At 63.4% G+C, this 21,515-nt stretch carries 17 protein-coding genes and 2 pseudogenes; 9 read left to right on the top strand and 10 right to left on the bottom strand.

The features are described 5' to 3' along the window. Positions 1-182 precede the first annotated feature (182 nt). Positions 183-791: a phage terminase large subunit gene (gene terL / locus J0I99_RS06385; protein ID WP_291396646.1), complete on the top strand. Its 609-nt coding sequence runs from the start codon at positions 183-185 to the stop codon at positions 789-791. A 542-nt stretch (positions 792-1,333) separates the two neighbouring features. Here terL and J0I99_RS06380 read toward each other — a convergent pair. The 9 genes from J0I99_RS06380 to J0I99_RS06340 all read right to left on the bottom strand — a co-directional run bounded on the left by J0I99_RS06380 (position 1,334) and on the right by J0I99_RS06340 (position 12,204). Further along, complete coding sequence (locus J0I99_RS06380) at positions 1,334-2,341, bottom strand: alpha/beta hydrolase (RefSeq protein ID WP_291396645.1); 1,008 nt, start codon at positions 2,339-2,341, stop codon at positions 1,334-1,336. A 25-nt stretch (positions 2,342-2,366) separates the two neighbouring features. Beyond that, entirely contained in the window at positions 2,367-3,899 is a 1,533-nt protein-coding gene (locus J0I99_RS06375; RefSeq protein WP_291396644.1) for a sugar ABC transporter ATP-binding protein, read from the bottom strand. 3 nt (positions 3,900-3,902) lie between these two features. Beyond that, positions 3,903-4,868, bottom strand: coding sequence for an ABC transporter permease (locus J0I99_RS06370; protein WP_291396643.1), 966 nt, complete (start codon positions 4,866-4,868; stop codon positions 3,903-3,905). Positions 4,869-4,952: 84 nt separating this feature from the next. Beyond that, positions 4,953-6,059: a substrate-binding domain-containing protein gene (locus tag J0I99_RS06365; RefSeq protein ID WP_291396642.1), complete on the bottom strand. Its 1,107-nt coding sequence runs from the start codon at positions 6,057-6,059 to the stop codon at positions 4,953-4,955. Positions 6,060-6,463: 404 nt separating this feature from the next. After that, positions 6,464-7,444 carry an ABC transporter permease gene (locus J0I99_RS06360; RefSeq protein ID WP_291396641.1) on the bottom strand — a complete coding sequence of 327 codons (981 nt, stop codon included), beginning with the start codon at positions 7,442-7,444 and terminating at the stop codon, positions 6,464-6,466. Continuing rightward, entirely contained in the window at positions 7,437-9,008 is a 1,572-nt protein-coding gene (locus J0I99_RS06355; RefSeq protein ID WP_291396640.1) for a sugar ABC transporter ATP-binding protein, read from the bottom strand. Before J0I99_RS06355 ends, J0I99_RS06360 begins: the two co-directional genes overlap by 8 nt. Then, positions 8,990-10,153, bottom strand: coding sequence for a Gfo/Idh/MocA family oxidoreductase (locus tag J0I99_RS06350; protein WP_291396639.1), 1,164 nt, complete (start codon positions 10,151-10,153; stop codon positions 8,990-8,992). Before J0I99_RS06350 ends, J0I99_RS06355 begins: the two co-directional genes overlap by 19 nt. Before the next feature lie 77 nt (positions 10,154-10,230). Beyond that, on the bottom strand, positions 10,231-11,331 hold the full coding sequence (locus J0I99_RS06345; RefSeq protein ID WP_291396638.1) for a substrate-binding domain-containing protein: 1,101 nt from the start codon (positions 11,329-11,331) through the stop codon (positions 10,231-10,233). 57 nt (positions 11,332-11,388) lie between these two features. Next, entirely contained in the window at positions 11,389-12,204 is an 816-nt protein-coding gene (locus J0I99_RS06340; protein ID WP_291396637.1) for a sugar phosphate isomerase/epimerase, read from the bottom strand. A gap of 217 nt (positions 12,205-12,421) precedes the next feature. Here J0I99_RS06340 and J0I99_RS06335 point away from each other — a divergent pair, with 217 nt between their 5' ends. From J0I99_RS06335 to J0I99_RS06325, 3 genes and pseudogenes are all read left to right on the top strand, one after another. Beyond that, positions 12,422-13,753, top strand: coding sequence for an ROK family protein (locus tag J0I99_RS06335; protein ID WP_291396636.1), 1,332 nt, complete (start codon positions 12,422-12,424; stop codon positions 13,751-13,753). A 38-nt stretch (positions 13,754-13,791) separates the two neighbouring features. Continuing rightward, positions 13,792-14,817, top strand: a complete 1,026-nt coding sequence (locus J0I99_RS06330; protein ID WP_291396635.1) for a substrate-binding domain-containing protein — start codon at positions 13,792-13,794, stop codon at positions 14,815-14,817. Positions 14,818-15,067: 250 nt separating this feature from the next. Continuing rightward, a pseudogene (locus tag J0I99_RS06325) lies at positions 15,068-15,225 on the top strand (IS5/IS1182 family transposase); the annotation flags it as partial. Positions 15,226-15,251: 26 nt separating this feature from the next. Here the strand turns inward: J0I99_RS06325 and J0I99_RS06320 are convergent. Beyond that, positions 15,252-15,628 (bottom strand): annotated as a pseudogene (locus tag J0I99_RS06320) (transposase); the annotation flags it as partial. A gap of 254 nt (positions 15,629-15,882) precedes the next feature. Between J0I99_RS06320 and J0I99_RS06315 the strand changes: the two are divergent. The 5 genes from J0I99_RS06315 to J0I99_RS06295 all read left to right on the top strand — a co-directional run bounded on the left by J0I99_RS06315 (position 15,883) and on the right by J0I99_RS06295 (position 21,514). Next, on the top strand, positions 15,883-16,920 hold the full coding sequence (locus J0I99_RS06315) for a zinc-dependent alcohol dehydrogenase family protein (RefSeq protein ID WP_291396634.1): 1,038 nt from the start codon (positions 15,883-15,885) through the stop codon (positions 16,918-16,920). Between the two features lie 90 nt (positions 16,921-17,010). Beyond that, complete coding sequence (locus tag J0I99_RS06310) at positions 17,011-18,363, top strand: sugar ABC transporter substrate-binding protein (RefSeq protein ID WP_291396633.1); 1,353 nt, start codon at positions 17,011-17,013, stop codon at positions 18,361-18,363. Between the two features lie 105 nt (positions 18,364-18,468). Beyond that, positions 18,469-19,407: a carbohydrate ABC transporter permease gene (locus J0I99_RS06305; RefSeq protein WP_291391743.1), complete on the top strand. Its 939-nt coding sequence runs from the start codon at positions 18,469-18,471 to the stop codon at positions 19,405-19,407. Next, the gene (locus J0I99_RS06300; protein WP_291396632.1) at positions 19,404-20,267 is read left to right on the top strand and encodes a carbohydrate ABC transporter permease; all 864 of its coding nucleotides are present in this window, start codon (positions 19,404-19,406) and stop codon (positions 20,265-20,267) included. Before J0I99_RS06305 ends, J0I99_RS06300 begins: the two co-directional genes overlap by 4 nt. Beyond that, entirely contained in the window at positions 20,264-21,514 is a 1,251-nt protein-coding gene (locus tag J0I99_RS06295; protein ID WP_291391745.1) for an ABC transporter ATP-binding protein, read from the top strand. Before J0I99_RS06300 ends, J0I99_RS06295 begins: the two co-directional genes overlap by 4 nt. Position 21,515: the final 1 nt, after the last annotated feature.

The raw sequence follows: 21,515 nt of genomic DNA, 5'->3' as shown, positions 1-21,515 counted from the left end.
CCGCTTCAAGAACAGCTCCGCTCACGATCCCAAAACCACGAAGGAGAAAGCCAGAACCTTGACCATCAAACCCGACCCGAAACATACCTAGAGGCGGGTCACTTCTCGGTGGAAATCCCGGGTCAGTTCTCGGCGGAAATCAACACTCACTGGTCTTCTCGGCGCAGTACCAGCAGGAGCCATTGCCGCGCGAAGGCAACCTGGTGAAGATGGCCTGGTTCCGGACCTATCCGCCTGAGGTGCTGGAGTGGAGCTTCGATGCCGTCGTCGCCAGCTGGGACACTGCGTCTGCCGCGAACGAAACCAACGACTTTTCGGTTTGCACGCTCTGGGGGGTGAAAGACAACCGCTACTACTTGCTGCGCGTCTATCGCGAACGACTTGAGTACCCTGACCTGCGGCGACGCATCCTTGACGTTGCCCACCGCCGTGGCGTCGGACGTGTGCTTTTGGAATGGGCGGACAGCGGTCGCAACCTGTTCAGCGACCTGGCTGAATTCGACAGACGCAGCCGCTACAAGGTGATGAAACCAAAAGGGAGCAAGGAAGATCGTCTTGCCGCATGCTCGGCCATCATTGAAGATGGTCGGGTGTACCTGCCGGAATCAGCCGACTGGCTTGACGCCTTCCTTCGCGAGGTGACCGGCTTCCCCAATGCCCGGCATGACGACCAGGTCGATAGTCTCAGCCAGTTCCTCAACCATATGCGCCACCAAACGGGTGGTCGGTTGAAGCTCAGCTCCGAGGGTCGACCGAAGTACGAGCGAAGACGGCTGAGGCCGCGGACTTAGCTGAAGGTCGACCACGCTATTCCAATTGTGGGGCCACGCCTCGTGGCTTCGTGCCGGTAAGATCGACCAACAAGCGCTCCAGCCGCTCGATCCGCCGCCCGTGCGGATGGACATCCTGATCGCCTAGACAGTCGATGAGCTCCGGGATGGTCGAGGGCGCAACTCGCTCTCGCGAAGGATGATCCCATCACGGTGAGCGGCATAGTGTGCCGCGTGGGGCGAGCGTTCGCCTCCACGCGGTTAACCGACCTCAGGCCCCGACGGCCTTCACTTCCCAAACCGCTCGACGGCCTCAACCCAGTCAAAGGGCAGTGGATACGATCCGACGAACCTATCTGCGTGCCGTGCGGCCGCTGACTGCCGGCCCCCATCGTCGCAATCGTCAAGCGCGACCTCTGCCCCCGTCCGTGCCGCCGCAAAGACGGCGGGCGCCTGCGCCCGGTTCATGGACCATTAAGGCCGCGGTGATAAAGCCTACCAATAGACCCTTCTTGTGGGCAGCAAGGCCACGCCAGACGGCGACATAGCTCATGCGGGAGCCGCTAATGCGTTGGCTCTTGGGGTCCTCCTCCACCCGGTACCTGGTGATAGTTGTGCCCCGTGAGCGCCTCCGATGTCCCGAGCAGGGTTCGGATGTCTGCTCCCAGGTCGTCGATGAGTTGGCGGCTGCGCTGCACGCAGCCCGACATCCAGAAAAAAGCATGAACCATCCCGTCGTAGCGCCGCTTGATGGTCGGCACACCCGCCGCCGCCAGTCGGTCGGCATAGGCCTCGCCTTCGTCGCGAAGCGGATCGAATTCCGCCGTCACCACGATCGCCGGCGGCAGGCCCGAGAGGTCCTTGCACAGCATCGGGGAGGCGAGCGGGTTAAGCCCATCCTCTGGCCGTTCCAAGTACTGCGCCCAGAACCAGCGGATCGCCGCGCTGGTCAGGAGGTAGCCCTCGGCGTTTTCCACCATCGATGGATAGGCAAGGCTGTGGTCGGTCGCCGGATAGATCAGCAGTTGGAAGGCCAATGGCGGACCGCCATGGTCCCGGGAGCGGATGCATAAGGCGGTCGCCAGATTGCCACCGGCGCTGTCGCCGCCGACCCCCACACACGCAGGGTCGACGTTGAGCAACGCGGCGTTTCGGATGACCCATTGCGCCGTGGCGTGGCAGTCATCGAGTGCGACGGGGAACTTGTGCTCCGGCGCCTTTTGGTAATTCACAGCCACCACGACGCAACCGCTGCGGTTGGCCAGCGCCCGGTGCGGGGCGTCGGCATGATCGATATTCGAAATCACCCAGCCGCTGCCGTGGAACATGACGAGAGCCGGAAAGGGGCCCCTGCCTTCTGGAGTATAGATGCGAATGGGAAGGTCGGCTGTCGGCCCGGGGATGAAGCGGTTGACGACCTGCGCCACCGGCTCGGGGACACCCGCATACTTCTCCCATTCCCACGCTCCGGCGCGCGCTTCCGCGGCCGTCGCATCGCCGATCGGCTTACCGCCGGCCTCGGCCATCATATCAAGCAACGCGAGAACTTGTGGGTCTACTGGCAATTTCAACTCCCCATCCATCAATGCAACGGGTCTAGGCCCGTGTGCCAAGTTGCTCCGGCAGCTTTCCCTGGATTGCGAGCTGCAGCACATCTTCACTTGGGATGTCGGCGCGGGCGAGGTCCCCCACAACCTCACCCTTGCTCAGGATCAGGATGCGGTCGCTGACGGCGAGGAGTTCGGGCAGCTCAGACGAAATGAAGATGACGCCCTTGCCCTCCTCGGCGACGGCGCGGACCATCGACAGGATTTCCGCCTTGGTTCCGACATCGACGCCGGCCGTGGGCTCGTCCATCATCAGGATGCGAGGTTCAGTGCCCAGCCATTTGGCGATCACCACTTTCTGTTGATTGCCGCCTGAGAGCCGGTCTACCGGGGCTCCGGCATCGCGGACCTTGATCCCGAACCTTTCGATCAGGTCTCGCGTTAATTTCCGCAGCTTGCGGGCGACAAGCACGCCTTTGTTTGCAACTCTGCCGAGGAGCGGCAGCGCCAGGTTCTCGTTGACCGAGTGTTCGAGGACAAGGCCCAGCACGCGCCGATCCTCGGGAATCAGCACCATGCCAAGGCCGATGGCGTCTACGGGGCTGGTGATACGGATCTCCTGGCCAGAAATGCGGATTGTCCCCGCCTCGATCGACAGCATGCCGAACAAAGCCGTCACCAGTTCCGTGCGACCGCTTCCCATAAGTCCGGCGAGCCCGAGGATTTCCCCTTCGTGCAGGACGAGACTGACCCCGTTGACGCGCGGACCGGCGGACAGCCCCTCGACCTCCAGAAGCGCTTTGGCTCCCGCCCGGCTGCGCGGATGCCAGGTGAGCGCGTTGGTAACTTCGCGTCCGGCGATCGCCTCGATGATCGCGTCTGGCGACAACTGCCCCAGGTCACTGGTCAAGACCCATGCGCCGTCGCGCAGGATCGTGATGCGGTCGGCGATGCGGTAGATTTCATCCATGCGGTGCGAAATGTAAATAATCGAGATGCCGCGGGACTTAAGGCGCTCGATTAAGGCAAACAGCGCCTCGGTTTCATGCTTAGCGAGCGAGGCTGTCGGCTCGTCCAGAATGAGGATGCGCGCGTTGCGAGATAGCGCCTTGGCAATCTCAGTCAACTGCCACACGGCCGTACTGAGGGCCCAGAGCGGGGCCGTCGGATCGATGTCGACGTCCATATTAGCAAGGATTTTGGCGGCGCGTAGCCGTTCGCCCCGGCGGTCGATCAAGCCGATCGATCCGACCGGCTCCTCGCAAAGGCATATGTTTTCCGCGACGCTGAGCGTCGGTACGAGGCTGAATTCCTGGAACACCATGCCAATACCGGCAGCGCGTGCCGCAAGGGGATTGGGGAAGCGGACGGAGGTCCCACCCAAGCTGATTTCCCCGGCGTCGGGCTGGAACACCCCCTGCAGGATCTTCATCAGCGTGGATTTGCCGGCCCCGTTCTCGCCCACCAGGGCGTGGACTTCTCCGGGCCGCACCAGGAAGCTGACCTCCCTAAGGGCCCTAACGCCACCAAAGGCCTTCGAAATGCCCCGCATCTCGACCGCCGCCTTTTCTTGGTCCGCCATGGGTCAACGCTTTCGGGAAAGAGCGACGGCGCCGACGATGATCAGACCGCGCACCATCTGCTGCTGGCTTACGTCAAGGCCGGCGAGCACGAGGCCATTGTTGGCAAGGCCGATCAGCAGCGCGCCAAAGAGACTGCCAAGCACCGCGCCGCGACCGCCGAACAGGCTGGTACCGCCCAGGATAACTGCGGCAATGACCGAGAGCTCGTCGCCGGTCCCCCACTGGAAACGCCCCGAATGCAGCCGCCCCGCGTAAAGCAGGCCGGCAAGGCCGGCAACCAGGCTCGAGACCACGAGCACGGCGAACTTCACCCGCGCCGTGTTGACGCCGGTATAGCGCGCCGCCGTGAGATTGCCGCCGGTTGCCCGCACCCGCCGACCCACGACCGTATGGTTCATGATAACGATACCGACCACCACCCCCCCAGCCGTCCAGAACAGCAGGCCGGGGATCGGCCCTAGGTCGCTGCCGCCGAAGAAATCGGTAAACATCTTGTCGGTGATCGCGATCGGCGACGAGCCGCTGATCCAGCGTGAAAAGCCCTGGATGAATCCAAGCATCCCCAGCGTCACAAGAAAGGACGGCACACCGAAGCCGGCGACGAAAGCGCCATTGACGATCCCGACCGCGAGGGCGGAGCCGAGCCCAAGAAGTGCTCCAACGAAGGGGCCGAAAGCAGGGATCGCCATCGCCGCGACGACGCTGGCCAGGCCAGCCACGGAGCCGATGCTCAGGTCGATCTCGGCTGAGGCGATCACGAAGGTCATCGCCACGGCCATCACCGAAATAGTCGCAGTCTGGCGAAACACGTTCAGCAGGTTGTTGGGCGTAAGGAACCCGTTATCCCGCAGGATGACGGCGAAGAACACGAAGAGGCCGACGAAGCCTAGGTAGATGATCCACTGCCTCCAGTCGGTCCAGCGTAGCGCTTCGCGAAGGTCTATGCGTTTTTTGGTCAGCGTGCTCATCTGGTGGGCCCTCGTTGTTCGGCGGCCTTGCGGCGGAGTCTGGCGACCTAGGTGAACCGAGGCCGCCAGGTTTTGGTCGGACGGCTACTGCGTAAGAGCGTCCTTCACCGCCTGCGGCGCCTCGACGCCGTAGGAATAGATCCAGGCATCAAGCAGATTGTTCTGATAGGTCGGCAGCGCCTCCGTGGCGACAAAGGCCGGCAGGTTCTTGCGCCCTAGCACCGCGAGGGCGCCAAGATTGGCCTCTGCTATGGCCTCGGCATAAGGGGCCACGGCGGCCGTCGCGACGATCAATTGGTTGCCGGCAAGCGCGATCGCGGCGGGCTGGCCGAGGCCAAGCGTCGTGATCTTGAGGTCGGGGCGGTTCTCTGCCCGGGCGGCTGCCATCGCACCTTCGCCCGGCAGGTCCCAGACCGTCCACACGCCGGCGAGGTCAGGGGTCTTGGTCAACATCGCGCTGACGGCGGTCTGGGTCTCGCCCGCGAAGTCGGGGCCGACGATACCCTTCTCGTCCACGATCTGAACCTCGGGGAATTCTGCGATCGCTTCCTTGACGCCGATATAACTCTGCTTGGTCACGAAGAAGTCGACGCCGTGATAGACGATACCAACCTTGCCCTTGCAGCCAACGGCGGCGACGAGCTGATAGCCGGAGATCACGCCGGCATTAATGCGATCGTCTGAGACCATGGCCACGTAGTCGACGCCTGGCTTGAAGCCGGTCGGCACGTTGTCCATGAAGATCACCTTGACGCCCTGTGCCGTCGCCTTGCGATAGATGTCGGCAGTGGCGAGCGGGTCGGTGGGCAGCGAGACCAGGATATCGGGATCGAGGGCAAGAGCAGTCTCGATCTGCGCCACTTGGTCGGCCGGGTTCATCTGCGCGTCTGTCGTAGCGACGATTTTGATGCCGAGTTTGTCAAACTGGAACTTGAGGCCAGAAAGCTGCGCCTGTGCCCAGCCGTCGGCGGTCTGGTGCATGGCGATTGCTGCCTTGAGGTTCATGCCCTTGATCTGCTCGATTTCAGCGTTCGTCAACTGCACGTCCGCAGCCGATCCGGCCGCCACACCGTTGGGATCGGTGCCCCGCACCTTACCCTTGATCGCCGCAATCTTGGCGTTGGTCTGCGCCTGGCATGACTCGTCGGAAGCGGCGCTGCCCACGGTAGTCCCAATGGCGAGGATGGCCATCGCAAGGCCAAAAGCGATTGGTCGACGGTTCCTGATTGAAGTCATTGTCTTCACTCCTTGACCGCCCGCGATTGTGATGAGGCGCAAGGCGGGCGGCCTGCTGCCACACTGTGACGACAACGTCGCGCTGTTTGCTGCGGGTAAAGGAAGACATTCCAGGGCGGTGGCGCGATCGCCTACCGTTTGACGTCCCAACGCCGTGAAACCTTCGTGCCGACCTCCCCGTCTGCACTCTCAGTTAGGTGAACTAATAGTCAGAAGTCAATCACCAATATGCAAAAATGCGGAAACTTATGCTGGAAAATAGAGATAAGTGACTCTCTGGCTGGACAGGGGAGGGGTTGAAGCGGTCTGGTCGCGGCGGTCTCACGTTCCACGGCATGCTGGCCAGGGTTCCGACCTCGTCAGGCGGTCCGCGTGCCCACTTGGCTCAGTGCCACAGCCAAGATGATGATCCCGCCGCGGGCGATGAGTTGCTGGGAGTATTCTAGGCCCATCAGGATCAGGCCGTTGTTGATGACGCCGATCATCAGCGCGCCGATGATCGAGCCGACCACCGTGCCCCTGCCCCCGAACAGGCTGGTACCGCCAAGCACCACGGCAGCGATCACAGACAATTCGTCGCCCTCGCCGAGCTGGAAGCGGCCGGTTTGCAGCCGCCCGGCATAAAGCATGCCGGCGAGTGACGCGGTTACTGCGGAGATGACGATGACCCAGAGCTTGATCCGGCCGGTATTGATGCCGCTGTAGCGCGCCGCCACGACATTGCCGCCAACAGCCAGCACCTGCCGGCCGAACTTGGTGCGCCGCAGCACAATGTGCCCGACCACACCGATGGCCAACATCCACAGCAACAGGGTCGGGATTGGCCCGATATTGCCACCGCCGAAAATGGCCGGGTAGGTACGATCGAGCACCGGAATGGCGGCGGTTCCGGAGATCCACATGGCCGTGCCCTTGGCGATGCCCATCATCGCCAGGGTGGTGAGGAAGGTCGGGATCATCAGCCGTGTTGACAGGAAACCGTTGATCAGCCCGACGACGACCCCGGTCATGATGCCCGCAGCAATGCCCGCCGGCAAACCGCCCCAGGCGATGGCCATGGCTGTCGTAACCGATGCCAGCCCTGCGACCGCGCCCACCGACAGGTCAATCTCGCCCGATGACAGCACCAGCGTCATCGCCACTGCCATCACCGCGATCATGGCGGTCTGTCGTGCGATGTTGAGGATGTTGTTCGGTGCCAGAAACCCCTTGTCGTACAGCGCGATGGCAAAGAACAGGAACACGACGACGAAGCCGATATAGATGATGTTCTGCCGCCAGGTGCGCTTGAAATAGCCGAGCGGCGTTTCGCGGACTGCCACTGCCGTGGTGTCAGACATTGTTTCCTCCCCGCTGCACGATCAGTTGCAGCTTCTGTTCGGCACGCAATTCCGTTGCCTCGCCGGTCGTGGTCAACAGATTCACCTTGTCGATCGTTTCGACTAGGCGACCGCCCGACATCACCGCGATCCGATCGCTAACCGCCGTAAGTTCGGCGAGTTCGGACGAAATAAAGATGATGGACTTGCCCTCGGCGGCCAGCGCGCGGACGAGTCGCAGCACTTCGCCCTTGGAGCCAATGTCGATGCCCGCTGTGGGTTCATCCATGATGAGGATGTCGGGATCAGTCGCCAGCCACTTGCCGATGACGACCTTCTGCTGATTGCCGCCGGACAGGGAATTGGCCGCCGCCTCGCGCGATGCCGTCTTGATGGCCAGGCGCTTGATCAGTTCGTCGGTCGTAGTGCGGGACTTGAACCGATCGAGGAATGGCGTCGAGCCGAGGCGCTTGAGGATTGGCAGCTCGATATTGTCCTGGATGGAGTGGGCCAGCACCAGCCCCTGCCGGCGCCGGTCTTCCGGCACCAGCGCCAGGCCGAGTTCGGTCGCCTGTCTCGCCGAACCGATCGAGATGGTTTCGCCCCGCAGCGTAATGGTGCCGCTGGCAATGGGTTCGAGCCCAAACAGCATTCGGGCCAGCCGGCTGCGTCCTGCCCCGAGCAACCCGGCAATCCCCAGCACTTCGCCGCGCCGGAGTGAGAAGCTGACATCGCCGCCGCGTCGAAGCTTGCTCGACAGATGTTCGACTTTGAGGACGACGTCATCCTGAACCGTGGAATCGGTCGTGAATTCGGAGAGGTCCCGGGTCTCCTTGCCCATGATGTCGGCGATCAACGTCGCCAGGGTGTAGTCGGCGATGGGGCGGCTATCGATCAGCCGTCCGTCCCGCAGCACCGTCGCATGGTCGGCGATGCGGAAAATCTCGTCCATGCGGTGGCTGACATAGATGATGGCCTTGCCTTCGCTCCTGAGCCGCCGCAGCAGGTCGAACAGGATATCCACCTCGCTCGCGGTCAGGGCTGAGGTCGGTTCGTCGAGCACCAGCACCTCGACATTCTGCGACAGCGTCTTGGCGATTTCGGTCAGTTGCTGCTGGCCGGTGGAGAGGTCCGCCACCATCGCAGCGGGATCGACCTTCACGCCCATCGAAGCGAAGATTTCCGCACTGCGCTGCTCCATCGCCCGGTCGTCGATCAGCCCCGTCGGTGTCAGCGGTTCACTGGCAAGGAATACGTTCTGCGCTACGCTCAGGGTCGGCACCAGGCTCATTTCCTGGAAGATCATGCCGATACCCTTTTGCCGGGCCAGTTGCGGCGAGAGGCGGTCGAACGCCTCTCCTCCTATGGCGATGCTGCCGCTATCGGGCGCCTGGACGCCCCGCAGGATCTTGAGGATGGTGGATTTGCCGGCCCCGTTCTCGCCCAGCAGCGCATGGATCTCGCCATTGCAGACGCTGAGGCTGACCTCGCGCAGAGCATGGACGCCGCCAAAGCGCTTGGAAATGGCGTTCATCTCCACTGCGATCGGCTTCAGCGTCATCTCGGTCACGGAATGTCCACCCATTGGCCGCTTTCGCCCGACGTCAGGATGGCGTCGGCGATGAGGGCGATGCGGTATCCATCCTCGAAGTTGGGCGATGGCTGCTTGCCGGTCACAATGGCGGTGCAGAGATCGTAGCATTCCACGATCTTGGTTTCGCCATAGCCGATGCCGAGCGCCGGGATTGGCCAGAGCCCCGATCCGTAAGGATGGGCAGGGCCAGTATAGACCGTGCGGAAGCCGCGCGCATCGCCGATGTCATCGGCGAACATGACCTGCAGTTCGTCGCGCCGCTCATAGTTGAAGGCCAGCGAACCCTTGGTGCCGTGGATTTCGAAGGTCAGGAAGTTGTTTCGCCCATAGGCATTGCGGGTGGCTTCAATGGAGCCGATGGCACCGTTCGAGAACCTGAGCATAGTGAGCATTTCGTCATCCACATCGACCGGGCCGCGTTCAGCGTTCCTGTCGCCGCCACCGACGCCCAGCTTGTCGACGCCGCCCGACTGCCTGGGCCGGGTCGTGATGTGGGTCTTGACCACGGCATTGACCGAAGCGATTTCGCCGACCAGGTAGCGGGCGAAGTCGATGACATGGGTTCCAATATCCCCGACCGTGCCGGAGCCGGCGACCGACTTCTGGAAGCGCCAGGAGAGCGGGCTGTCGGGATCGGCAGACCAATCCTGCAGATAGGTGCCCCGGAAGTTGAGAATGTCGCCGATGCGGCCTTCCTCGATCAGTTTCCTTGCGAGCGCCACGGCGGGAGTGCGACGGTAATTGAAGGCCACCATATGAATGGAGCCGGACGCCAGGACCGCATCGAGCATGGTTTTCGATTCGGCGCCCGTTCGCGCCAGCGGCTTTTCGCAGATGATGTGCTTGCCCGCCTTGGCCGCCGCGATGGCGATCTCTGCGTGAGAATTGTTCGGCGTGCAGATGTCGATGATGTCGATGTCGGGGCGAGCGACCACTGCTCGCCAGTCAGCCGAGGCCTCCTCGAAGCCGAAGCGATCGCGCGCCGTCTCCGACATCTCTCGGTTGACGTCCACGACCACCTTGCGCACCGGAATGGCTGGCGCCGGCCAGAAGAACATCGGCATGGCGGCATAGGCCATGGCGTGGGCCTTGCCCATGAAACCACCGCCGATCATGGCGACATTGAGCTTCTTCATTTGCTGTCTCGCTTAGGGAAATGGAGAGCGGGGACGGGAGAGGGAAGCCGTCCCCGCTAAGGCGCTGGGAGGAGCGCCTAGTTCATCGAGTCACGGATAGTGGCCGGCGCTTCGGTGGAGTAGACGGCCTGCCATGCGTCGAGCAGGTTGGCCTTTTCGACTGGCAGTGCCGGCAGCGCGACATAGGCCGGCGCCTCCTTGCCGAGCAGGCCATAACCAGCGAGCTTTGCCTCCGTCACGCCTTGGTCGAATGGCCGCTGCGCGCCCAGGCCCTTGATGAAGCCGCCACGCGCCATGTCGATGGCGACGTTTTCGCCCAGATCGATCGTGGTGATGACGAGGTCGTCCCGGCCATTGGCGCGCGCCGCAGCGATCACGCCTTCGGCCGGCACGTCCCACACCGCCCAGATGCCATTGATGCCGGGATTGGCCACCATCATGGCCGAAGCGGCGCGGTCGGCATCACCGGTGAAGTCAGGCCCGCCGATCCCCTGTTCGGCAACGATCTTGATATCGGGGTAGTCCTTCTCGATGGTGGCCTTGAATGCATCGTAGCGCTGGCGCGTCACGAAGAAGTCGGCGGCGTGGAACACAATGCCGATCTGGCCCTTACCGTTGAGCGCCTTGGCCATGAGATGGGCGGAGGCGACGCCGTTGCCGTAGTTGTCGGCGGAGACGACGCTGACATAGTCGTTGCCGGCAACGAATCCGGCCGGCACATTGTCCATGAACACCAGCTTGACGCCGGCCTCGGCGGCCTGACGGTAGGCACTGGCGGTAGCAGTCGGATCGGTCGGGATCGAGATGATGACGCTAGGTTTCTGCGCCAGGATTGTCTCAATGTCGGAGACCTGCTTGGCGGCGCTGAATCCCGCGTCGGTGGTGGCGATCACCTTGATGCCCATGGCTTTGAACTGGGTCTCGAGCCCATTGATCTGAGCCTGGCTCCAGTCGTCGCCACCATAGTGCATGACGATGGCGGCCGTGGCACCCATGGCCTTGATCTTGGCCAGTTCGTCATCGTTCAGGGTGATTTCGGATGCCGAGACCGGTTTCTCGCCGCCCGGGCCGGTGCTCAATGTCTGGTTGGCGAGAGCGGCCAGCGCTTCGTCAGGGCTCTGTGCAAAAGCTGCCCCGGCCATTGTGCCGGCCAGCAACGCTGCGGACAGTAGCCCCATTGTCTTCAAGTGTCCCATGGTTTCCTCCCTTTAGTGATTCTGGTGGTGTTGGCCTGATCAGGCGAAGTGCCGTTTCAGGAATGCGTGGCTGCGCGCCGCTCCCTCTTGGGGATCGGGCCAGCTGTCGAGCTCGGCCACGACCCAGCCCGAGTAGTTCGTGTCCTTGAGCGCCTGGATGACTGCTCCGTTGTCGAGATCGCCCGCGTCGAGGGGGGTGAAGCCGAACGGTTCGCGCTGCAGGCCCTTGAGGTGCACCAGCCCGATGCGCCCCGCAAACTCGCGGACCTGAGCCGCGGGATCGCCTCCGGCGGCAGCGAGGTGTGCGGTGTCGGGGCAGAAGTCGAGGTTGGTGAGGCCAAAAATCCTAGTGACCTGAGCCGGACCCTCCACGATTGTGGAGAGGTGCGGATGATAGTGGGGCCGCAGTCCGGCGCGCCGGGCTATTTCTCCGGCATTGTCGAGCGCTTCGCCCAGCCGCTTGTAGTCATCCGCAAGAATGCCGCCGGCGCGCTTGGCACCGCCGCCGATGACGTAGTGGCTGGCGCCGGCTTCGGCGGCCGCCGCCGCGACGCGTTCGATCCGTGCCAACTCCTCCGGTAGCACATCGTGAAAGATAAAATTGCCACCCGAATAGGTCGAGACCAGTTCAAGACCAGTATCGGCAAGCTTGCGGCGCAAATCCGCCGGCGCTTCGTCGAGCAGATTGCCGTCGAAGATTTCCACGCCCTCATAGCCCGCCCGGGAAATGTCAGCGAAGGCACGGTCCATGTCGGCAAAGGTCCGGTAGGTCAGTTGGGTGACGGATGTCACCCCCACAGCATTGCCGCCGAGCGGTCCCCAGCAATTGGCGTGATAGGCCAGTTTGACGGCCATGCAGGTCCTCCTCAGGGAAGATCCGGCTGCGCCGGATTAGGGCTGTCGCTGGCGCCGCCCGGTTGTTAGCCAGATGTTACGCACCCAAAAAAAGCTAAGTCAACACAAAATCCGCACAAGATTGATACTTATGCCTATATCACGGCAGAAGTGACAGCTTGAAGCGAAAAACGGGCCGAGCTACGTTGTCTGCGAATCCGAATGAAGGGGTAGAGTCGTGGCGGAGGAGAAGGCAACGCTGCGGTCGGTTGGCCGACCGCGCAGCGTCGACGCGGCCCCGGCAAGCCTGGCCCTGCTGCTCAACCTGGTGCGAACCGGAGCGGCAACGACGCGGCAAGAACTCGAACGCAGATCCGAACTGGGACGGGCGGTCGTGGCCGACCGGCTGGCGACGATGATCGAACTGGGCCTGCTAAAGGAGGGCGAACTGGGCCAGGCTACCGGCGGCCGCGCGCCTCGGCAGATGCAGTTCCGCCAGGATGCCGGCTCATTGCTGGTTTCGGCGATCGACCAGAGCTCCATCGCGCTCGGCATTGCCGATCTCAACGGCCAGTTGTTGGTGGAGCATCACGAGGCCGCCCCGATCGAGGCAGGCCCCGAGGTCATTCTGGACCGACTGACGACCATCTTCGACTGGTTGCTAAAGGAAACCGAGAAGCCGGCGCCGTGGGGAATCGGGCTGGCCCTGCCCGGTCCCATCGAAAAGCCGCCGACCGACTTCGAGACTGTACCGGTCTTGCAGACCGTGCAATCATGGCAGGGTTTTCCATTCCTCGAGCGCCTCTCGATGCGGTTCGGCGTGCCGATCTTTGCGCGCAGTGGCGTCCAGACCATGACCATGGGCGAGGCCAAGGCCGGCGGTGGCCGCGGGCTGAGCGATATCATCTACATCAAGCTGGGCCGCTCGATCAGTGCGGGCCTTATCTCCGAAGGCCGGCTGCACCGCGGCGCCCAAGGCGCTGCGGGCATGATCGGGCACAGTAGGGTTGGTGAGGACCTGCTTGAAGCTGTGGCGGGGGCCGATGCCATCGCCCGTGAAGGCATGGCCGCCGCTCAGGACGGGCGCAGCTCCTACTTGGCACAAACACTGGGGCGACAGGGTGAACTGTCCGTCGTCGATATCGGGCACGCGGCGCAGTTGGGTGACCTATTCTGCTTGGAGCTGCTTGGCCTCTGCGGCCGCATGGTGGGCGAAGCCCTCGCGCCGCTCACCAACTTGGTCAATCCAGCGCTGATCGTTGTCGGAGGCGTCGTCGCCGAATCGGGCGGCGATAGCCTCCTGGCGGGCATTCGCGAAGCGGTCTATCGTCAGTCCCACCCTATGGTATCGCGTGACCTGCAGATCGTTCGCTCGCAGATGGGCGCCTCTTCCGGCCTTGTCGGTGCAGCTCAGGTGGTTGTCGAAGAACTCTTCGCGCCCCACACGCTGCAGGGCTGGATTGGACTGGGCTCGCCCCTGCGCCATCCCGATTTCCAGAAGCGCCTTGAGCGCATGACGGCATCAGCTGCGGCCAAGGCTGCACCACCAGCGGGGCGCGTAGCACCATGAACAGCAAGCTACGGGGCCAGACGCCGGGGGACACCGCCATGTCGATTGCAGGCCTCGGCCCCCATGGGGAGCGCGCCGTTCCCGCCGACCAGATCCAGTTCACCGAGGCCGACGCCGTCGTGGCCAGGACCCGTCGGTTTTCCGTGGCAGTGGTCCTGCACACGACAACTAGCGACTGGTCCAAGCAGGAACTGGCCGGAATCGCAGCGACCCTGGGTCTCTATTCCGCCGCCCTTGTGGAAGTGGTCGACTGCGATTTCGACGTCGAGCTGCAGGTCGCGGCTCTGGCCCGGCTGGCACACGAACCGGTGGATGCAGTTATCTCGATCCCCATTGGCAATTCGCGCGTGGCGGCGGCCCATCGAGCCCTGACGGAGAGCGGACGCAAGCTGGTGCTGCTCGACAACGCCCCCACTGGCATGCTCCCCGGCGCCGATTATGTCAGCGTCGTCTCAACCGACAATTTCGGCCTCGGACAGAGCTGCGCCGCGATGCTGTCTACGCACATTCCGCGAGATGGTGCCGCTGGCATCCTGGGCTACGGCATAGACTTCTTTGCCACTCACGAACGCGAGATCGCCTTCCGCAAATGGATGGGCCATCACCGCCCCGACGTCACACTCGTGCGAGAGCGGTTTTCGGAACTGGAAGGCGCTGGCCCGGCGGCACTGGCAATGGTTGAAAAGACGCCCGGGCTCGCCGGCATTTTTGCGGTCTGGGACGTTCCCGCGATGATGGCGCTCCGGGTGCTCGCCCAGAACGGTATCGACATTCCGCTCACCACGGTCGACCTGGGCAATGAAGTTGCCCTCGACATGGCACGCCAGGGCATGATCAAGGGGATAGGCGCCCAACTGCCCTATGATCAGGGCAGCGCCGCAGCGCGGGTGACGCTGTCCGCCCTGCTCGGACTGCCGGTGTCCCCCTGGGTAGCGTTGGCTGGACTCGAAGTGACGGCATTCAATGTGGTCGAGGCCTACCAGGTCATCTGGCACCTGCCGGCACCGAGGGCCATCATAGATGCCATGCGAATACTGGTCGCCACTAAAGGCAATTCTGACTGATTGCCAGCCAGTGGCATTCGACCACAGAAACGGCGAAGACTGCAGTCTCTAAGATCTTGCTGTGATGCAGAATTGGCACAAGCTCCTTCGTACCGCTAACGTCCCACGGCGGATGGTGTCCTTACCGCCCCCTGCAACCCAGAGAAGAACGGAACCACGGGCGCGGCCATCGATCCGCGGATTGTGTTGATCTAGTCGGCGGTTGATCGGTAGGCGTATCCGTCCCTGGGTTAGCGGAGGGGACGCGACGATGATGGGGATTCAGGCCGAACCGATGCAGCTGTTCTCCAAGTTCCGGCTCGATGCACACGTCCCCACCGATCACCTGCTGCGGCGCATCGACCGGTTCCTCGATCTTGAGGGGGTCGCTCCGAGCTGAGACCGTTTTACAGCAGCATCGGTCGGCCCTAGATCGATCCGGAGCTGATGATGCAGATGCGATGGCACGCCTGCAGGTCGAGCGCTCCCGGCTTTTCTCACGCACAGTGCGCAGGTTGGGGCGCAGGGCGGCCTCTGCGATCGCCTCGGCGTCGTTGTAGTCGTTCTTCTGGCCCTTCACGAAGGGCTTCACGTAGATCGCTGGAATGATGCGCGGCTCGTGGCCGAGCTGGCGGAGAGCGCGGCTAACGAAGGGCCCACTGAGGCAGGCCGCCATACCGACGATGCACGGCGGCAGCTTCCTGAACATCTCGATCAGCGCCAACCGCTTGATTTTGCGGCGGAACGCGATCTTGCCGTCAGCGCCGAAGCCAACGAGGTGGAAAACTTCCTTGCCGATATCGACGCCGATCGGTGCAACGGTGGTATCCATCGGCTGCTTCTCCGGTTGATGCGGAGCAGCCTAGGACAGCGCCGCGGGGGAGGCAGCCGGTCCATCCTATTGGGGGCCAGTCGAGTCTAGGTGCTGCGACTCTGCGCGGCTGCATGATGAACTTGACAGGCGGCATACAACATGAAAGATCTAAATCGCTTTAGACCACTAGTGAGCGGGTCGAGCAGTCTCAATAAGACGCCCCCCAAGCGGTCTACAGACCCCGCTGGTGCGGCAAGGGATGGGGTATTTCGATGTTGAGCACGATGCGGGCGGCTGTCCTTCATGGCGCCAATGACCTTCGTTTCGAGGAAGTCAAACGGCCGGAACCAGGCCCGGGGGAGGTGCTTCTGCGGGTGCACCGTTGCGGTATCTGCGGGACCGATTCCCATATCGTCAAAGGGCGGTTCCCGGCGCCGAACCTGCCGCTGATCATCGGTCATGAGTTCGCCGGTGAGGTAGCTGCGGTCGGGGCTGGCGTCACCCACGTCAAGGAAGGCGACCGGGCCACCGCGGACATCAATATCGCCTGCGGACATTGCTGGTACTGCCGCAACAACCAGAAGCTCTTTTGTCCCGAGGTGCGCCAACTCGGGGTGCACGATCATGGTGGCATGGCCGACTATGTCGTCGTGCCGGCGCGCAACATCTACATCCTGCCGGCGACCATGGCGTTCGATCACGCGGCCTTCATCGAGCCGTTGGCCTGCGCAATCCATGGCCAGAAACGGATCGGCATCGAGGTCGGCGAATCCGTGCTTATCCTGGGGGCCGGACCGATGGGCCTGGCGCATGCGGCCCTGTCGAAGCAGCGCGGCGCGGGCCTCGTGATGGTGTCCGAGCCCAATCCGGAGCGCCGGGTCAAGGCACACGACATCGGCAGCGACATGGAATTCGATCCCAGTTCGCCCGCGGGCCTCGAGGCCATCATGGAGGCGACGCAAGGGCGCGGCGCCGATGTGGTGATTGAGGCGGTGGGGGCGGTGAGCACCTACGGGCAGGCCTTTCAACTGGTGCGCCGAGGCGGGCGAATCCTCGCCTACGGCGCTGCGGCAACCGACGCGGTAGTGCCGATGAAGCCGTTCGAGATCTACGCCAAGGAGCTCACCATCGTCGGCTCCTACGCTGGGACCTATGAAACCTGGCCCGCCGCCATTGCCCTGATTTCCGCTGGTCGCTTCGATCCCGGCAAGATCATCGACTCGGTGCGCCCGCTATCGGATGTGGGTGCGGCGCTGCAAAGCCTCGATCGCGACAAGTCCGTGGTCAAGGTGCAGGTCCAGATCGCCTGAACGGCGGCGAATATCGACTTCGAACGCCGTTCATCGGCGTTCAAGGACCAACAAAAAACACAGAACCCGAACTGAGGAGATCACCCGAAAATGCCCCAAAATCTAAAGCGCTTTAGCTTCACCAGGCGAACGGCTACCGCCATGCTGCTGGGGGCCGCTGCCGCCACGGCGCTGCCCGGCATGGGCATGGCCCAAGAGCAGGTCACGCTGCAGGCGATCTTCCTGCCCGCGACCTGGGGCGTGGTGGTGCGCGACGTGCTCGCGCCGCAGTACGAGAAGGAAACCGGTGTCAAGGTTGACGTCCAGCTGGTCGGGCGCGACGCCATCCACGAGAAGATGGCGACACTGTTCGCCGCCCAGGATCCGAGCTTCGACATCTTCAACCTCGACTATTCCTGGATCCCCGAATTCGGCGCTGGCGGACACCTGCTGCCGCTCGACGACCTGCTCAGCGAGGACGACAAGGCGGATTTGTTCAAGACCGCGCTCGAGGTGGGCAGCTGGAACGGCACGCTGTACGGTCTGCCCCAGACCATCCATCCGCACGTCTTGTGGTATCGGGCAGACCTTTACGCCGATCCCGAGGTGCAGGCGGCCTACAAGGCCAAGACCGGAAGCGACCTCGCCCCTCCCACGACCATGGCCGAGTGGCTCCAGCAGGCCGCGTACTTCAACGGCACCCAGTATGAGGGCCAGACGATCTATGGCTGGGCGGCGCAGGCCGCCAAGGGTTTCGGCAATGTCCACACCTGGCTGACGTTCCTGTACGGCTACGGCGGATCGGCGTTCAACGAAGACTTCTCCGCCTCGACTCTGAGCACCCCGGAAGCCATCGCGGCCACCAAGCAGTGGGCCGAGATGATGAAGTACATGCCACCCGGCTCGTCCGCCTTCACCTACGACGACGTGACCACGTCGGCGCAGCAGGGGACGGTGGCAACCGCGCTGCAGTGGTCATGGGGCGCCTTCGCGGTCGACGATCCGGCGAGTTCGAAGACGGTCGGCGACTGGCAGTTCGTCGAGGTGCCGGCGGTCGAGGCCGGCGGCCAGAGCCATCCGCACCTGGCGTCCTGGGTCATATCGGTCTCCAAGTACTCCAAGCACGCGGACGAGGCCAAGAAGTTCACCGCCTGGCTCGAGACCAAGGCCAACGACGTCCTGCAGGCCTCTCTGGGCGGCGGTGATCCGGTCCGCGCCTCGAGCTACTCGGACCCGACCCTGACCGAGGCCAAGCTCGAGGGTAGCGACGTGCTGCGCTTCCGCCGCTACGACGTGGTCCTCAAGGCCATGCAGAACACCAAGCCGCGTCCGTTCTTCCCGGGCGAGGAAGCCTGGGAAACCGTGGTGTCGGGTCCGCTGCAGGCCATCCAGCTGGGCGAAAAGAGCGTCGAGGACGGCCTTGCCGAAGCCGACGCAGCCGTCGACCGCCTGCTCTCGCGCTGATCCTCAGGATCGTCTGCCGCCCCAACGGGGCGGCAGACACCGCACCGCCGCCGACGCGCGGCCGCCAACACACCCTCAAACCTGCCGCAAGGATCGGACGGTCCCATGCCTGACAGCACTGCTACGCTCACCAGAGGCGCAGTCCATCGGTCCGGACGCGGCGGCTGGTCCTGGTTTGCCAGGCGTTACGGCGCCATCCTGCCGATGGCGCCGGGCATGCTGTTCCTCGTCGTCATGTCGATCTATCCGACCATCTATTCCCTGGTGATTTCGCTGTTCCGCTGGAACCTTTCGGATCCGACGCGGATGCGGTTCGGCGGCTGGCACAATTTCGGCCTGCTGCTCACCGACGTCACGTTCTGGAATGCCGTCGGCGTGACGTTCAAGTTCGTCCTGATCGCCGTCTCCCTCGAGCTGATCCTGGGCCTCGCCATAGCGCTGCTGTTCTTTCAGCGCTTCCCCGGCGACCGGTTCCTTCGCGCCCTGCTTATCCTCCCCATGGTGGTGGCACCGGTCGTCGTGGGTCTTCTTTCGCGCTACATGCTGAACGTGCAGTTCGGGATCATCACGTTCCTGACCGAAGCGCTCGGACTGGGCAGGATCGACTTCTTCGGCGAGCCGAACCTCGCGCTCGGCACCCTCATTGTCATCGATATCTGGCAATGGACGCCGTTCATGTTCCTCATCATGCTGGCGGCACTGCAAGGCGTTCCCGAGGACATCATAGAAGCGGCCAAGGTGGATGGGGCGCGGCCGGTCCGCATCTTCTTCGACCACATCCTGCACCTGATCCGGTACCCGGTCGCAGTGGCCGTGGCCCTAAGGCTGATTGACGCCTTCCGGGTCTACGACATCATCTTCATGACCACGCGAGGCGGGCCCATCGACGTCACGCAGACGTTGTCATGGCAGATCTACGACGCCGGCTTCAAGTCCCTCGATATCGGCTACGCCGCTGCCTACTCCTGGCTGATGCTGATCATCGTCGTGGCCACAGTCACCCTCGTCCTCCGTCTCCTGCTCAACGAACAGGCCAGCCGATGATCAGCGCCACGCCCGCCATGCCGCGCCGTTCCCCGCTTCGGACCCGCGCCCGCATCCTCACCGCGACCCGCGCCGGTGCCGCGCTCATCGTCTCGCTGCTGTTTTTTGCCCCGATCTACTGGATGATCCTGACGGCGCTTAAGAGCGGCAACGAGGCGTTCAAAGCGACGCCGAGCCTGATCGTGTGGCCCGACTTCGAGAACTTCGCGCTGGTGTTCACTCAGAGCAATTTCGGGTTGGCCCTGTCGACGAGCCTGTTCGTTTCCGTAACGTCCACGGTGCTTTGCCTGGTCCTTGGGGCGTCCATCGCCTATCCACTGGCCCGGGTGAAGATGCGTGGCCAGAAGCACATCGCGTTCTGGATCCTGTCGCTGCGGATCATTCCGCCGATCGCGGTGATCATTCCGCTGTTCCTGCTGCTGCGCAGCGTCGGGCTCACCGGGTCGATCTGGTCGCTGGTGATCGTCTACACCTACATGAACCTGCCGTTGACCGTGTGGCTACTGCGCGGCTTCTTCGCCGACCTGCCGACGGAGATCGAGGAGGCGTCGTTCGTCGATGGTGCAGGCCGCCTGCGCACCTTCATCGGCATCACGCTACCGCTTACCGCACCGGGCCTGATCGCCACGGCCCTGCTGTGCTTCATCTTTGCGTGGAACGAGTTCCTGTTCGCCAACATCCTGACCGGTGCCGCCACCCGCACCGCACCTGTAGGACTCACCGAGTACGTGACGCCGGTCAGTGTCGAATGGAACAAAATCATGGCCGCCGGCACCCTGGTGGTGCTGCCAGTCTGGATCGGGGCGCTGGCAGCGCAACGCTACCTGGTGCGTGGCTTGACCCTTGGAGCAGTGAAATGACCGCATACTCGTCAATCAAGGACGTTACGCCTGGGGTGAGCGACGGCAAAGTCGCAGGGATCGAGTTCGCGGCCGTCAACATGACGTTCGCCGACGGAACGACGGCCCTCAAGTCGCTCGACCTGACTATAGAAGAGGGCGAATTCGTGGTCTTTGTTGGCCCCTCCGGGTGCGGCAAGTCCACCGCGTTGCGCATCCTTGCCGGCCTCGAGCAGGCGACCGGCGGAACTGTCGCCATCAAGGGTCGCGATGTCACCGACTTGGGGCCGCAGCAGCGCGACATCGCGATGGTGTTCCAGTCCTACGCGCTCTATCCGCACAAGTCGGTCTACGAGAACCTCGCTTATCCGCTGAGGATCCGGGGCCTCGACAAGGGCACCATCGAAACGGCGGTCGCTGGCGTTGCTGATCTGCTTGGCCTCACGGCGTTGCTGAAGCGCAAGCCCGGAGCCTTGTCCGGCGGACAGCGACAGCGCGTCGCCATGGGCCGCGCTCTGGTCCGCAATCCTGAGGCATTCCTGATGGACGAGCCGTTGTCGAACCTCGACGCGGCCCTGCGCGTCGAAATGCGCGGAGAAATCAAGAGGCTGCACCGCCGGCTTGGCGTGACGACCGTTTACGTCACCCACGACCAGGTCGAGGCCATGACGATGGGCGACCGCGTCGCAGTGCTGCGCGGCGGCGAGTTGCAGCAGTTCGATGCGCCGCAGCGGCTCTACGAACAGCCAGCAAACATGTTCGTTGCCAGCTTCATCGGCTCGCCGGCGATCAACTTGGCGATGGCGGCGATCGGCGCCGAGTCGTCGGTGATGACTCTGGCGGGCACCGAAATCGGGTTGCCGCCGAGCCGGCGGCCGGAGGGCCATCCGGCTGGCCCGGTGATGGTCGGAATCCGTCCGGAGGCCTTCAGCTACCGGCGGGACCTCGAGCATGACGTATCGCTGACCATTACTCCCGACCTGATCGAATCGCTTGGAGCTGAACTGCTGGTGCACTTCGCGCTTCCCGCAGCCCCGGTGCCGGTCGCGCTGACCTCTTCGGCAAAGAGCGCGGTCAGTCCCATCGCGCTGTCGGGCAATGCCGCGGAGATGAGCACGCGCTTCATCGCCAAGCTCGACGCCCGCTGCGCCTACGCCGTCGGCAAGCCGGCGACCGTCTGGTTTTCGACAGACCACCTCATGCTCTTCGAGGCGGCCACCGGTCGGACGATCCTGGCCTCGGCGCCGATGATCAAGCTCAGCGTCTGAA

Source organism: Devosia sp. (genome assembly GCF_017307495.1).
In the GTDB taxonomy this organism is placed as follows: Bacteria; Pseudomonadota; Alphaproteobacteria; order Rhizobiales; family Devosiaceae; genus Devosia_A.
Note: the sequence above shows the minus strand (reverse complement) of the source record. Positions and strands in the feature narration are given on the sequence as shown.

Excerpts from the sequence above, each read along its gene's own strand:
- J0I99_RS06350 (WP_291396639.1), bottom strand. The coding sequence starts at position 10,153 with ATGAAGAAGCTCAATGTCGCCATGATCGGCGGTGGTTTCATGGGCAAG.
- J0I99_RS06295 (WP_291391745.1), top strand. The coding sequence starts at position 20,264 with ATGACCGCATACTCGTCAATCAAGGACGTTACGCCTGGGGTGAGCGAC.
- J0I99_RS06305 (WP_291391743.1), top strand. The coding sequence starts at position 18,469 with ATGCCTGACAGCACTGCTACGCTCACCAGAGGCGCAGTCCATCGGTCC.
- J0I99_RS06300 (WP_291396632.1), top strand. The coding sequence starts at position 19,404 with ATGATCAGCGCCACGCCCGCCATGCCGCGCCGTTCCCCGCTTCGGACC.
- J0I99_RS06340 (WP_291396637.1), bottom strand. The coding sequence starts at position 12,204 with ATGGCCGTCAAACTGGCCTATCACGCCAATTGCTGGGGACCGCTCGGC.
- J0I99_RS06360 (WP_291396641.1), bottom strand. The coding sequence starts at position 7,444 with ATGTCTGACACCACGGCAGTGGCAGTCCGCGAAACGCCGCTCGGCTAT.
- J0I99_RS06315 (WP_291396634.1), top strand. The coding sequence starts at position 15,883 with ATGTTGAGCACGATGCGGGCGGCTGTCCTTCATGGCGCCAATGACCTT.
- J0I99_RS06330 (WP_291396635.1), top strand. The coding sequence starts at position 13,792 with ATGTCGATTGCAGGCCTCGGCCCCCATGGGGAGCGCGCCGTTCCCGCC.
- J0I99_RS06365 (WP_291396642.1), bottom strand. The coding sequence starts at position 6,059 with ATGGCCATCCTCGCCATTGGGACTACCGTGGGCAGCGCCGCTTCCGAC.
- J0I99_RS06375 (WP_291396644.1), bottom strand. The coding sequence starts at position 3,899 with ATGGCGGACCAAGAAAAGGCGGCGGTCGAGATGCGGGGCATTTCGAAG.
- J0I99_RS06370 (WP_291396643.1), bottom strand. The coding sequence starts at position 4,868 with ATGAGCACGCTGACCAAAAAACGCATAGACCTTCGCGAAGCGCTACGC.
- J0I99_RS06355 (WP_291396640.1), bottom strand. The coding sequence starts at position 9,008 with ATGGGTGGACATTCCGTGACCGAGATGACGCTGAAGCCGATCGCAGTG.
- J0I99_RS06345 (WP_291396638.1), bottom strand. The coding sequence starts at position 11,331 with ATGGGGCTACTGTCCGCAGCGTTGCTGGCCGGCACAATGGCCGGGGCA.
- J0I99_RS06310 (WP_291396633.1), top strand. The coding sequence starts at position 17,011 with ATGCCCCAAAATCTAAAGCGCTTTAGCTTCACCAGGCGAACGGCTACC.